This window comes from Rhodococcus sp. DT1 (assembly GCF_049844875.1).
Lineage (GTDB): Bacteria > Actinomycetota > Actinomycetes > Mycobacteriales > Mycobacteriaceae > Rhodococcus.
On the sequence record NZ_JBNCLW010000002.1, the window covers coordinates 24,205 to 36,989 of the forward strand.

The following is a 12,785-nucleotide window of genomic DNA, read 5'->3' on the forward strand; positions in this document are numbered from 1 at the left end:
ATACGATTCTCGTCAGCGAGCAGCGAAGCCTTCGGAACAGAAAGCCCATACCTCGTCGGCGGTAATCGCGCGGGCTGTGTCGTCTCCACCGCTGGACTGTGCGATGAACATCACGGTCTGCATCGTCATCGCGGCCATGCGTTTCGGGTTGGCTCCGGCGCGCATCTTTCCTGCGGCGTCGACCTTTTCCATGAGTTCCGTGAACAAGGTGAGCATCGCCGCGTGCGCCACCTTGACCTCGGCGGGATGCGTGAGCAGCAGCTGGGGCGCGAAATCGGTGAAGAGGGGACGCTGGGCCGTCGGGTCCGGGCGCGACGATTCGAAGAGCAACTCCACGGCGACGCGAAGCTGGTCGAGGGGGTCGTCTTCGCCCGCCGCAGCGGCGCGGATCTGGTCGGCCGAGCGACCGAGCGCGTCCTCGAACAGCGCGAGCAGAAGCTCGTGCTTCCCGTCGAACTGCAGGTAGAAGCTGCGGAGCGACTGCTTCGACCGGTCGACGACTTCCTGGACGGTGAAGTCGGTGCTTCCCTTTTCGGTGATGATCGCCTGTGCTGCGTCGAGGAAACGCTGTACGCGCTGCTCGGCGCGCAGCTTCGCGGTCCGGATCGACCGCTCGACTGCCCGCTGCTTCCAGGCCGGCTCTTCGCTCGGGCCGGTCACCGCTGGGACTGCGCTTCGTCACGTGGGGTGGACATAGGAGCACTGTACCGGAGGGTAGGGACACTTCGGGGTAGCAACAGTACCCTCCGGACGCGAACATGAGACTCTTACTATCTTCATAAGAGAATGTTATTCTCACTCCAATTGTGCATTGCAGCACTGGCAAGGAGGCATGCCGGAATGCTCTTCGAGTTCGACTCCGATCAGCAGTTGTGGCAGAAAACCGTCCGTGAAGTGACGGCGAAGGAATGTCCACCCACTCTCGTACGTGCCGTGGTCGACAGCGGTGCCGATCCGGCACCCCTGTGGAAGACGTACGTGGGGATGGGATGGACCGAACTCGCCGATCCCGAGTCGGCGGTCGAACTCGCCATCGTCATCGAGGAACTCGGACGGGCAACCGACCCCACTCCGTTCCTGGCGACGACGACACAGTTCGCCCCGCTCGCGGGGGTGACCGGACCCGATCGTGCAGGGGCCGCGGTCTACGAGGGTGTGAAGGCCTACCGCGACTCGACAGGCTGGGTCCTCCACGGAACAGCGCTGCGTGTGCTCGACGGTGACAGGGCCGAGCAACTCGCCGTCGTGACCGAGGCCGGCGTCTTCACCGTCGACGCCGACAAGGTTGCGGCGAGACGCAGTCCGGTCTTCGATCCGGTTCTCCACGTCGCGGATCTGTCGTTCGACGGTGTGCGGGTCGAGGGCGAACCCCGGACCGGGATCGATGTCGAGGGAGCGCGCCATATCGCGCTCACCGGTCTCGCACTGTCCACAGTCGGTGCGTGCCAACGCGTTCTGGACCTCGCGCTCGACCACGTGCGCAACCGTCAGCAGTTCGGTGTGCCGATCGGGTCGTTCCAGGCGGTCAAGCACCGGGCGACCGACATGCACGTCGCAATCCAGCGTGCCCGGGCACTGGCGTACTTCGCGGCGCTCACCGTCGCCGAGAACGATCCCCGCCGCAGGCTGGCTGCCTCCATGGCGAAAGCGGCTGCGGGGGAATGCCAATCGCTCGTCTTCCGCAGTGGCCTCCAGCTGTTCGGTGCGATGGGCTTCACCTGGGAGAACGACCTTCAGTTCGCGCTCAAGCGCGCTCGCGCAGCCGAGCACATGCTCGGGTCCGCGTCGGAGCACCGGGCGCTGATCGCCGAGGAGTACCGTGCAACTTTCGTTTGATTCCGATGTCGAGGAGTTCCGCGCCGAATTCGTCGCGTTCCTCGAAGACAACCTTCCCGACGAGTCGGAGGCCGCCGAGCGCGCCCACTCGAGTGCCGACGTACCGGAGTGGGCTCGACGGTGGCAGCGCACCCAGTTCGACCACGGATGGCTGCTGCCGGCCAACCCACCGGAATTCGGTGGCCGGAACGCGACGATTCTGCAGCAGTACGTGCACCTCGAAGAGTTGTCGAAGCGGCGGATCTATCACAGCTTCAACCCTCAGGGCCTCGGGATCATCGCGGCGTCCCTGCTGTCGTTCGGGTCGGAAGAGCAGAAGAAGAACTGGGCGATTCCCATCCTGCGCGCCGAGATCACCGCGGCCCTCGGTATGAGCGAACCCGGCGCCGGATCCGACCTCGCCTCGCTGCGTACCCGTGCCGTGCTCGACGGTGACCACTTCGTCGTCAACGGACAGAAGGTATGGACCTCCGGTGCGCACGACGCCGACGTCCTGCTGACGTTCGTGCGCACCGACCCGGATGCGCCGAAGCACAAGGGCATCAGCGTTCTGCTGATCCCGACCGACACCCCGGGTGTCGTGCGGCGCCCGTTCCCCTCGATCGCGGACGGCGACGATCGGGACTTCAACGAGGTGTTCTTCACCGACGTCCGGGTGCCCGCGGAAAACCTCATCGGAGAGCTGAACGGCGGCTGGAAGGTCGCCAACGGTTCGCTCGGCCACGAGCGGACGCTGCTGTGGCTCAGCTTCTCGGATCGGCTGCAGGACCTCGTCGAGGATTTCCGCCCGCAGACGGTGCTCGATCGCGACCGGTTCGCCAGTCTCGTCATGGACCATCAGGCACTGAAACTTCTCGGTTCGGCTGCGCTGGTGCGTGAATCGCGCGGCAACCAGGATGTACCGGCATTGTCGGTACTCAAGCTGCTCGGTTCCGAAGCGGTGCAGAACGGTGCCGAGTACGCGCTCGACGCCGCCGGTGCGGAAGGGCTCGTCCATCCCGCCACCACGTCGGCGTACGTGCCGTGGAATCTCGACAACTTCTCGTCCAGCTGGTTCGAACGTTTCGTCCGGAGTTTCGCCGGCACCATCGCGGGCGGCACGTCGGAAATTCAGAGGAACATCATCGCCGAGCGGGTGCTCGGCCTTCCCCGTGGATGAGGAGCCCGACATGTACATCCTGTACGAGGTCGAGGACAAGATCGCGACGATCACGCTCAACCGGCCTGACGCCGCGAACGCCCAGAATGCTGCTCTTCTCGACGAACTCGACGAAGCATGGCGGAAGGCCGGCGACGATCCCGAGGTGTCGGTGATCGTCCTCCGAGCGGAGGGCAAGCACTTCTCGGCGGGCCACGACATGCGTGGTGGGGGCCCCGTCCCCGACAAGATCACGCTCGAGATGATCTATTCGACCGAGTCCCGCCGGTACCTCGAATACTCGATGCGGTGGCGGAACATTCCCAAGCCGTCCATCGCCGCCGTCCAGGGCAGGTGTATCGCGGGTGGCCTGCTGCTGTGCTGGCCGTGCGATCTCATCGTCGCGTCGGAGGACGCTTCGTTCTCCGACCCGGTCGTGATGATGGGCATCGGCGGTGTCGAATACCACGGCCACACCTGGGAACTCGGCCCGCGCAAGGCCAAGGAGATTCTGTTCACCGGCCGCCCGGTGACCGCGGACGAGGCGGAGAAGACCGGCATGGTCAACAAAGTCGTGCCCCGGGATCGTCTCGATGCCGAGGTTCGCGAACTCGCCGAGCAGATCGCTCAGATGCCGCCGTTCGGTCTGCGGCAGGCGAAGCGGGCTGTCAATCAGACGCTGGACGTGCAGGGCTTCTACGCAGCCATCCAGTCGGTGTTCGACATCCACCAGACCGGGCACGGAAACGCGCTCAGTGTCGGTGGCTGGCCGGTGCTGATGAAACTCGACGAGATGAAGCAGAACATCAAGTAGAGCGCACGCCCGAAGGGCGCCCCTCCGATGCGGAGGGGCGCCCTTTCGTCGTGGTCGTGGTCAGACCTTGCGGGTGACGCCGCCGTCCACCCGGATGATCGCTCCGGTGGTGAAACTGGACGCGTCACTGGCGAGATGCAGTGCGAGCGGGGCGATCTCCTCCGGCCGGCCCATGCGACGCAGCGGGACGAACGGTGCGTCCTCGTCCTCGGCCGGCGCCCACGCCTTCGACAGATCGGTGCGGAACGGTCCGGGCAGGATCGCGTTGACCCGCACCTTCGGGGCATATGCCTCTGCGAGGCCGACGGTCAGCGCGTTGAGACCGGCCTTCGCGCACGCGTAGGGCAGTTCCCGCACGCTGGCGACCAGCGACCCTGCGGTACCGACATTGATGATCGACCCACCGTCGTGATCGGCCATGTACGCCCCGGCCCGAACGGCGAGGCGGAACGGGCCTTTCAGGTTGACCCCGAACGTCTTGTCGTAGAGGTCTTCGGTGATGGACTCGAGGTCCTCGTACAACGGGGACATGCCGGCGTTGTTGATGAGGATGTCGAGCCGCCCGAAATGCTCGAGAGTGGTGTCGACGAGGTCGTTACAGTCGTCCCAGCGGCCGACGTGGCAGGCGACGGGCAGGGGCTTTCTTCCCGTGGTCTCCGCGATTTCCTCGGCGGCGGTGACACAGTTGTCCAGTTTGCGGGAGGCGATGACGACGTCGGCGCCGGCTTCGGCGAGGATCTGGGCGATGGCCCTGCCGATCCCGCGCGAACCACCTGTGACGACAGCGGTTTTCCCGCTCAGATCATGAAGAGAATCGAGTTGTGACATGACACGATCATGCCCGAAAAAGCCGCCCTAGGAAAGCGTGTTCTCATCTGACAGAATCGAGTTCCGGACTTGAGGAGGCCCCAATGACACCGCAGGAATTGTGCGACAAGCACGAAATCGCAGAACTGATCTACCGTTATGCCACGTCTGTCGATACGAAGGACTGGGAGCGTATGGCCTCGGTCTTCACCGAGGACGCATATCTCGACTACAGCTCCGTGGGATATCCGCCCGGATCGCGGGACGACGTACTCGCGCTCTTGCAGAAGGCGCTCGATCAGTTACCGATGACGCAGCACTTCGTCACCAACATCGAGGTCGACCTCGACGGTGACAGGGCACGGGTGCGCGCGATGTTCTACAACCCCATGCGGCTTCCCGGCATGAGTGAATTGACCTACTGCGGAGGGAATTACCACCACGAGGTCATCCGGACCGACGACGGATGGAAGAGTTGCCGGCTCACCGAGGAAAGCCTGTGGTTCTCCAACCATCCCGATCCGGCCAAGGCATGATCCCTCGCCGGACCGGGATGCAGGTCGGTGTTTCAGAGGTTGACGAGACGGGGCGCTGACCCACCGGCACGGATGATGGCACCGGCCTCCCGGGTCAGCTCCCGGGAACTGCCGAGCATGCCGTCGAGCACGAGCGCGCGCCGGATATGCCGGTGCAGGTCGTGCTCGGCGGTGAATCCGATACCGCCCAGGACCTGCTGGCAATGACGCGCGGTGAGGATCGCGGCCCGGCCGGCCGCAGCTTTCGCGAGCAGTGAGCCCAGGTCGTCGGTGGCCGCATGCAGCGTGGCCTCGGCGCCCTCGATGGCGACGAAGGTTTCCGCGAGCCGATGCCGCACCGCCTGGAAACCCGCGATGGGCTTGCCGAACTGGGTGCGGTCGAGTGCATGGGTACGGGCCAGGTCCAGCATCGCCCGGCTCGTACCGACCAGCCACCAGCCGAGCGCCCGTCGCCCGGCGGACACCGGTATCGAGCTTCCGGACTCCACCACGGCGACAGGAAGTTCGGCGTCGAGAGCCTCGGTGTCCCGGTCGTGACGGGACCACTCGATCCACCGGTTACCGGTGTAGGGCAACGGCACGGTGGTACCGATGCCGGAGCCTGCCTCGGCGAGTACGACATCGTTGACGACGGGTGCATGCGCACCCGTCTCCCCGAGTAGCCCGAATACGAGAGGTATCGCCACTTCCGGCATCTCGGCGAGCATTTCCGGCCAGCCGAGTTCCACGAGTGCCGCATCGAGCGCGGCACCGGTGGTGGTCTCCATGGTCTTCCGCAGCGCATCAGCCAGGAGACCCAGTTCGGGATCCAGCGCCGCCGCATTCGGCTGGGCGGTCTTGTACGTCGTCATTCGGTCCCCAATCCGAGCAGCCGTCGCGCGATGATGTTCCGCTGGATTTCGGCGGTACCGCCGTAGATGGTCGCTGCGCGCGAATACAGGAATTCGGTGCGCCACTCCCCGTCCGACAGTTCGATCACACCGGGAAGAAGGTCGCGGGCGGTGTCGAACAACTGCTGCTCCGCGGTCGCGAGAAGGACCTTGTCGACCGAGGTCTCGGGACCCAGCGGTGCGCCCGACGCGAGGCGTTGCTGCGTCGCGTACGACCGGCTCCGCACGGTATGCAGCGCGAGATACGCGGCGCCGAGTTCGTCGTCGGACGCCGAGTCCGTCTCCTGGACCAGGCGATCCAGCCGGGTGAACAGGTACGCGATCCGATGCCAGAAGCACGTCGACCGCTCGTGCGGGAGCAGATCCATCGCGAGCTTCCACCCGTCACCGGGGTTACCGAGCATGCGGTCGGCGGGGACGACGACGTCGTCGAAGTACACCTCCGCGAACTCGTCGACCCCGTGCATGGTCCGCAGCGGACGCACAGTGATCCCGGGGGTATCCATGTCGACGAAGAACGCGGTGATGCCCCCGTGCCCGGGCGCGGTCCGCGTGAGCAGGACACAGCGGGAGGAGAACTGCGCGAGACTGGTCCACACCTTCTGGCCGTTGACGACCCACTCGTCGCCGCGCTGTACCGCCCGTGTGGACAGCGACGCGAGGTCGCTCCCGGAGCCCGGCTCCGAGAACCCTTGGCACCACTGTTCCTCGCCGCGAAGCAGTTTCGGAACCATTTCGGCCGCAAGCTCCGGCCGGGCGTACGAGATCATCGTGGGCGCAAGCACTTCGATCATCGAGTAGATGCCGGGTTCGGCGAGGTCGCGGGTCGCGACCTCTTCGCCGAGCACTGCCCGCAGCATCGCGTCGCCGCCGAGTCCACCGACCGCCTCGGGCCATCCGTAACGCATCCAGCCGACGTCGTACAACGCACGCCGGACCCGGCCCAGCTGTTCGACCTGTGCGTCGAACGAATGATCTGGGCCGGGCCGGAGGTCGTTCTCGTCGAGCCAGGCGCGTACGGCGTCCCTGAACTCGGTCACGTTCATGCCGAGGGCCGCTCGAATGCGTGCGGAATGCCCGAATCGTGTGCGCCACTGCGACGCATGAAGGTCATCGCCCGGGTCCGGAGCCGCCACCCGTCCTCGGTGCGGACGTAGGTGTCGTTGTAGTACCCGATCCGCATGTCGTGGGTCGCGTGATCGACGAAGCACAGGGGCTGCGTCCCCGTCGCGGTGTCGCCCTCGAGTTCCACCAGCGCCGTGCCGGTCATGAACAGGCCCTTCGGGGCCGCCGCGACCAGTTCGGGGAACTGGTCGAGGGGGAACGCGTCGCCGAACGCACTGTAGGTGCCGTCGGGGGTGAAGACGGACACGACACCGTCGACGTCGCCCTTGGTCATGTTCACCGCGTAACGCGCGAGAAGCTGATTGATCTCGACCAGGTCGTCAGTTGTTGACATAGACCTTTCCGCCTTTCATCACGAACCGCACGTTCTGGGTGACGGTGATGTCTTCGGTGGGATCGCCGGGAACGGCGATGATGTCGGCGAGCAGGCCCTCGGCGAGACGGCCGCGGTCGTCCACGTCGATGAGTTCGGCCGCATTGATGGTCGCCGCCTGGATGACTGCCAGCGGCGGCATGCCGCGGTCGACGAGTGCGACGAGTTCGTCGGCGTTCTTGCCGTGCGGTATGGCAGGTGCATCGGTGCCGACCGCGATCTTCACGCCGGCCTTGTACGCGGCAAGCACCGAAGTGCGTGCCTTGGGGAACATCTCGGCTGCCTTGGCCTGGAGATCGGCCGGGGCGTGGGAGATGTCCATCGCGTCGGCGAGCCGCGTCGTCGGCACGAGGAACGTGCCGTTCTGCACCATCTGGTCGATCGCGTCGTCGTCGATGAGGAAGCCGTGCTCGATGCAGTCGATACCTGCGGCAACGGCCGCACGGACGGCGTCAGCGCCGTGCGTGTGGGACGCGACCTTGAGTCCACGGCGGTGCGCCTCGTCGACGATGGCGCGGAGTTCTTCGTCGGAATAGTGCTGTGCTCCGGGAAGTCCCGTGTGCGACATGACGCCACCGGAGACGCAGACCTTGATGAGCTGCGCGCCGTGCTTGATCTGGTACCGGACCGCCTTGCGGACTTCGTCGACGCCGTTGGCGATTCCCTCCTCGATCGTCAGCTCGAGGACACCGGGTGCGAACGCGGCGAACATGGTGGGGTCGAGGTGTCCACCGGTGGGAGTGATCGCATGGCCGGCGGGCACGATGCGCGGTCCGTCGACCCAGCCGGCGTCGATCGCCTTGCCCAGTGCCACGTCGAGCAGGTACCCACCCGTTTTCACGAACAGGCCGAGGTTGCGGACGGTGGTGAAACCGGCACGCAGCGTGCGACGCGAGTTACCCACGGCGCGGAGCATGCGCAGCGGCGGATCGTCCTGCACGGTGGAGTAGACGGGCTTCTCGCCGCGGCCACCCATCAGCAGGTTGACTTCCATGTCCATCAATCCCGGCATCAGGATCTGGTCTCCGAGGTCGATGACCTCGCCCTCCGGTTCGCCGCCGACACCGACGATCCGGTCGCCGTCGATGCGCAGGATGCCCGGTCGGATGATCTCGCCGGTGTCTACATCGAGTAGTCCGGCCGCCTTCAGTGTCAGCATGCGCTCACACCACCGGTTCTTTGGTGATGGTGGCCCAGGCGGCGCCGCTGTCGGGGACGCGGGGCTGTTTCCAGACCTCGATGGGGAAGGAGACCATGACCAGCGACTGCATCAGGTGCATGAGGCTGCGTGCGTCGTCGGGCAGGTCGTCGAGGTCGAACTTGTCGCAGTAGGTGATGGCGTCTTCCAGGCGTGCGAAGGCGGCGTCGTAGAACTGCTGCATTTCGGGCATGGTCGAGGCGAGGCGCTTGGCGTAGCGCTCGGGTTCGGTGGCCAGGGCCCAGTCGGCGTAGGGCTCGAGGTCGGAGAACTCAGTTGGCAGCGGCATCGCGGTGCTCCTTGACGTAGTCTGCGACGGTTTTGTGGAGGTGGCGCAGGAGCATTTCCTGGTCGCAGAGGGGGAATTCGGTCACCGCGCGGGTGCCGATCATCGTTTGGGTGGCTTCGAGGGTGTTGGCGTCCTGAAGGGCGTATTCCTTGAAGGTGACTGCGGCGAGTTCCTGTGCGAGGCGCTCGCGGGCGTTCTTCGGGGGGACGAAGTACAGGCTTGCTTCGAAGATGTGCTTGTCGACAGCGGTGGGCCAGTAGTTGTAGGTCAGGTACCAGCCCGGCTCCCAGATGAGCAGGGTCATGTTGGGGAAGAACTCGAAGCTGTCCTGGCCCCAGCTGTGGAAGTTGGCGGGGTTGAGTGCCTTGGGCAGTTCGTCGAGGCCCTCGATGTCGGGCTTGTCCCAGGGTCCGAACAGGCCCGAGCGCAGGGCGCGTTCGATGGGCTTGACCATGTTGGGGTCCTTCGGCGGTGCCATGCCGCCCCAGGAGGAGATCATCGAGTGCGGGGGCTGGAGGTCGTAGTGCAGGGCCTCGTAGCCGTAGCCGGCGAGCTTTTCGGCTTCTTCCTTGACCGCTTGCTTCATGTGCAGGATCGGTGCGTGGTAGAACTCGGCGAAGGCGTCGATGAACAGCTTCCAGTTGGCGCCGATTTCGGAGCGGTAGCTGTAGACCTCGGTCATCTTGTCGAAGGGGTAGCCTTCGAGTTCTTTGGCGTAGTCGCCGAGGTAGTCGACCAGTGCGATCGCGTTGGGGTCGAGGTTGATGTAGATGAACCCTTCCCATGTTTCGCAGCGGACGTCTTTGAGGCCGTAGTCCTTCTTGTCCAGGTCGAAGAATTCGCCTTCTTGCTGGACGAAGGTCAGTTCGCCTTCGAGGCTGTAGCGCCAGGCGTGGTATTTGCAGGTGAACTGCTTGCAGCTGCCGGCGGTTTCTTCCTGGGGGAAGTCGTTCCAGACGAGTTTGTTGCCGCGGTGGCGGCAGACGTTGTGGAAGGCGCGGATCTTGCCGTCGTTGCCTTTGACGATGATCAGGGAGGTTCCGGGGCCGGCGGAGGGGAGTTCTTTGGTGAAGTAGCTGCCGGTGCGGGGGAGTTGTTCGACGCGTCCGACGTAGAGCCAGGTCTTTTTGAAGATGGCTTCGCGTTCGGCTTCGAAGAATTCGGGGTCGATGGAGTCGGTGTAGTCGACCGGGGCGGTACCGAGTTCGGGATAGTGCTCGGTCCAGCTTCCCTCGGCCGGTTTGGTGAAGTGGGGCAAGGCTTTCTACCTTTCGTCTTCGAACTTGTCACCGTGTGCGGAACTATCTGCCCGCAACCCGGAACCCGATCGCACCCGCTGTGTGATCTCTTGAATGAGAATGACGCTCTCATTCGTGAACATCAGATTTTCACACAACCGGTACCACGTCAACGGTCGACTCGACGTCGGGGAGAAAGCATGTAGGCCCGGACCGAGAGGTCCGGGCCTACGACTACAGGGAGCGCGGGGTGGGGCGCCGCCGTTCAGGACGGGCGGGCCGGCATCTCGAAGCCCTCGAGGATGACGGCGTTGGTGTCGGCAGCGGCATGGCGCAGAGGGACTGCCGCCTGATATTCCTCCGAGTCGTACCACACCTGGGCGGCCTCGACGGATTCGAACTCGAGAACGACAGTCCGGTCGCCGTGCCACTGACCCTCCAGGATCGTCGGCCGGGCATCCACGGAGAGCACGGACGCGCCGCTCCGGCGGAGCGAAGGGGCGGAGGCTGCGCTGTAGGCGTTCATCCCGTCGGGATCTTTGATGGCTTCGGTGAGGACGACATATCCCTTGGGCATGATTCTCCTTGTCGGTGGCGGAAACTCCCGCCGGGATTTCAGGAGACGGAACGCGGGGCTCCGATCATCGGATATCGACGAATTCCTGTATGGACGAAGAGAAGCAGAATCAGGACGGGTGCGCAAGGGGTGCAACGACTCTCGGGGCCGGGGGCAGTCCCCACGCGCGGTACAACGCCGTCAGCCCGGGCCGCGTGGGCCCGGGCTGACGGCGATCGTCGAGAGAGGTGGTTCAGGTGAGCGTGATCGCCCGTTCGGGGCAGCTTGCTGCTGCTTCGCGAACCGAGTCCTCGTGTTCGGCCGGTACTTCCGACACGAGGGTTACGGCGTACCCGCCGTCGCTGAGATCGAACACCTCGGGGCAGAGAGCAAGACAGACGCCATGGCCGCGGCAGGAGTCGTCGTCGACGGAAACCTTCACTTCGCGTCGGCTTCCGCGAGCGTGAAGTCCAGGTTCAGGGTGAGCAGACCACGAAGAATGAAGGTGGGCAAGTAGTCGAACTTGCGGTCGCCTTCGGGGCCGTGCACCTTCTCCGAGATGGTGATGTTGCTGGTCCGCTCGAGCAGTCGCTCGAAGCCGACCCGCGCCTCGGTGCGAGCGAGCGGGGCGCCCGGGCACGCGTGGATGCCGCGGCCGAACGCGATATGGGTACGCGCGTTGCGACGGTCGAGATCGAACTCGGCCGGATCGGCGAACTGGCGGGGGTCGCGGTTGGCGGCACCGTTCACGAGCATCATGATCGTGCCGGCCGGGACCTCGACACCGCCGACCTCGGTCGGAACCTTGGAGAGCCGGAAGTCGCCCTTGATCGGGCTCTCCATCCGCAGCGTCTCCTCGATGAAGTTGTTGATCCGCTCGGGGTCTTCGCGCAGGGTCTGCTGGAGCTCGGGGTCCTCGGCGAGGATGCGGAGCCCGGAGCTCACCAGGCGGACCGTGGTCTCCTGGCCCGCGGAGAACACGTTCGCGGCGATGCGCAGGACGTCGTCGACCGGCGGGAGCGTGCCGTCGGGGAAGGTGGCGGTGGCGAGGCCGGTCAGGACGTCGTCCTGCGGGTTCGCGCGCCGGTCCTCGATGTAGGCACCGAACTTCTGGTAGAGGAACTCCATGGGGTTGAGCTTGAGCTCGGTACCCTGCGTGCTGCCGATCGAGATGCCGTCCTTCATCACCAGGTTGAGGCCCTCGATGAATTCCTGGTGGTCGCTCTCCGGGACGCCGAGCAGGTCGGCGATCACGAGCATGGCGAACGGAGCGGCGAACTCACTGATGACCTCGCCCTCGCCCTTGGCCAGCAGGTCGTCGAGCAGCTTGTCGGCCAGGCGCCAGATGAACTCTTCGTTCTCCTTGAGGCGCTTCGGGGTGATCAGGCGCATCAGCAGGGCGCGATGGTCGGTGTGCTGCGGCGGATCCATCGTCGGCAGCTGGTCGTTCATGGGCAGCTTGGGACGCGTCTCTTCGATCAGATCCGTGATGTCGTCGCTGTCGGTGGGGAGGGGGAATCCCGAGTACGGGCCCGTCACCGAGATGCACGAAGAGAAGGTCTGTTCGTCATTCAGGATCTGGACGGCTTCCTCGTACCCCGTGACCATCATGACGTTGTGGTGCGGCTCGCGCTTGACCGGGCAACTTTCCCGCATCGCGTCGTAGTACGGGCTCGGATCGCCCACGAGGGAGGGGTCGGTGAAGAAGTTCAGCTTCTCGAGTTCGGTCATGTTCTTCCTCTCAGAAGAAGTGGAGCTGCGGGGGGTGCGAGGAACCGGGGCCACTGTCGGGTAGACGGGTAGCCGACCAGGATCTGGTCCACATCCAACCATGTTGATCTTGACTCCGAAATTCGGGAGCTATCGTACATTTCGGACTCTGTGATAGTGGACCATTGAAACCGCAAAATTTTGTGGCCGACAACAAAAGCCCGCATCCGTACCCCGACCCGAGGGGGTCGGTGCACGGATGCGGGCGCTGTAGG

Annotated in this window: 15 protein-coding genes; 4 read left to right on the forward strand and 11 right to left on the reverse strand. The window is 64.9% G+C overall.

Annotated elements, in window-relative coordinates:
* Positions 1–12 precede the first annotated feature (12 nt).
* Complete coding sequence (locus ACLQ3J_RS04415) at positions 13–660, reverse strand: TetR/AcrR family transcriptional regulator (RefSeq protein WP_169622006.1); 648 nt, start codon at positions 658–660, stop codon at positions 13–15.
* 180 nt (positions 661–840) lie between these two features.
* Here ACLQ3J_RS04415 and ACLQ3J_RS04420 point away from each other — a divergent pair, with 180 nt between their 5' ends.
* The 3 genes from ACLQ3J_RS04420 to ACLQ3J_RS04430 are packed head-to-tail and all read left to right on the forward strand — an operon-like array spanning position 841 to position 3,788.
* Positions 841–1,836 carry an acyl-CoA dehydrogenase family protein gene (locus ACLQ3J_RS04420; protein WP_169622007.1) on the forward strand — a complete coding sequence of 332 codons (996 nt, stop codon included), beginning with the start codon at positions 841–843 and terminating at the stop codon, positions 1,834–1,836.
* Positions 1,820–2,995, forward strand: a complete 1,176-nt coding sequence (locus ACLQ3J_RS04425; protein ID WP_169651552.1) for an acyl-CoA dehydrogenase family protein — start codon at positions 1,820–1,822, stop codon at positions 2,993–2,995. The genes ACLQ3J_RS04420 and ACLQ3J_RS04425 overlap by 17 nt, the downstream gene beginning before the upstream one ends.
* Positions 2,996–3,005: 10 nt before the next feature.
* Positions 3,006–3,788, forward strand: a complete 783-nt coding sequence (locus ACLQ3J_RS04430; RefSeq protein ID WP_169622009.1) for an enoyl-CoA hydratase — start codon at positions 3,006–3,008, stop codon at positions 3,786–3,788.
* Positions 3,789–3,848: 60 nt separating this feature from the next.
* Here the strand turns inward: ACLQ3J_RS04430 and ACLQ3J_RS04435 are convergent, their stop codons facing one another.
* On the reverse strand, positions 3,849–4,616 hold the full coding sequence (locus ACLQ3J_RS04435) for an SDR family NAD(P)-dependent oxidoreductase (protein WP_169622010.1): 768 nt from the start codon (positions 4,614–4,616) through the stop codon (positions 3,849–3,851).
* An 83-nt stretch (positions 4,617–4,699) separates the two neighbouring features.
* Between ACLQ3J_RS04435 and ACLQ3J_RS04440 the strand changes: the two genes are divergently transcribed.
* Complete coding sequence (locus ACLQ3J_RS04440) at positions 4,700–5,131, forward strand: nuclear transport factor 2 family protein (protein WP_169622011.1); 432 nt, start codon at positions 4,700–4,702, stop codon at positions 5,129–5,131.
* Positions 5,132–5,163: 32 nt separating this feature from the next.
* Here ACLQ3J_RS04440 and ACLQ3J_RS04445 read toward each other — a convergent pair whose 3' ends face one another.
* The 9 genes from ACLQ3J_RS04445 to ACLQ3J_RS04485 form a co-directional block, all read right to left on the reverse strand.
* Positions 5,164–5,982 (reverse strand): acyl-CoA dehydrogenase family protein, encoded by an 819-nt coding sequence (locus ACLQ3J_RS04445; protein WP_425902308.1) that lies wholly within the window; start codon positions 5,980–5,982, stop codon positions 5,164–5,166.
* On the reverse strand, positions 5,979–7,067 hold the full coding sequence (locus ACLQ3J_RS04450) for an acyl-CoA dehydrogenase family protein (RefSeq protein ID WP_425902309.1): 1,089 nt from the start codon (positions 7,065–7,067) through the stop codon (positions 5,979–5,981). Before ACLQ3J_RS04450 ends, ACLQ3J_RS04445 begins: the two co-directional genes overlap by 4 nt.
* Entirely contained in the window at positions 7,064–7,480 is a 417-nt protein-coding gene (locus tag ACLQ3J_RS04455) for a nuclear transport factor 2 family protein (RefSeq protein ID WP_169622014.1), read from the reverse strand. Before ACLQ3J_RS04455 ends, ACLQ3J_RS04450 begins: the two co-directional genes overlap by 4 nt.
* Positions 7,467–8,678 carry a metal-dependent hydrolase family protein gene (locus tag ACLQ3J_RS04460; protein ID WP_169622015.1) on the reverse strand — a complete coding sequence of 404 codons (1,212 nt, stop codon included), beginning with the start codon at positions 8,676–8,678 and terminating at the stop codon, positions 7,467–7,469. Before ACLQ3J_RS04460 ends, ACLQ3J_RS04455 begins: the two co-directional genes overlap by 14 nt.
* 4 nt (positions 8,679–8,682) lie before the next feature.
* Entirely contained in the window at positions 8,683–9,006 is a 324-nt protein-coding gene (locus ACLQ3J_RS04465; RefSeq protein WP_169622016.1) for a hypothetical protein, read from the reverse strand.
* Entirely contained in the window at positions 8,990–10,264 is a 1,275-nt protein-coding gene (locus ACLQ3J_RS04470) for an aromatic ring-hydroxylating oxygenase subunit alpha (protein WP_169622017.1), read from the reverse strand. The genes ACLQ3J_RS04465 and ACLQ3J_RS04470 overlap by 17 nt, the downstream gene beginning before the upstream one ends.
* Positions 10,265–10,509: 245 nt before the next feature.
* Positions 10,510–10,821, reverse strand: coding sequence for a DUF1330 domain-containing protein (locus ACLQ3J_RS04475; RefSeq protein WP_425902312.1), 312 nt, complete (start codon positions 10,819–10,821; stop codon positions 10,510–10,512).
* Positions 10,822–11,053: 232 nt separating this feature from the next.
* Entirely contained in the window at positions 11,054–11,242 is a 189-nt protein-coding gene (locus ACLQ3J_RS04480) for a ferredoxin (protein ID WP_169651547.1), read from the reverse strand.
* Positions 11,239–12,531, reverse strand: a complete 1,293-nt coding sequence (locus ACLQ3J_RS04485; protein ID WP_425902313.1) for a cytochrome P450 — start codon at positions 12,529–12,531, stop codon at positions 11,239–11,241. Before ACLQ3J_RS04485 ends, ACLQ3J_RS04480 begins: the two co-directional genes overlap by 4 nt.
* Positions 12,532–12,785: the final 254 nt, after the last annotated feature.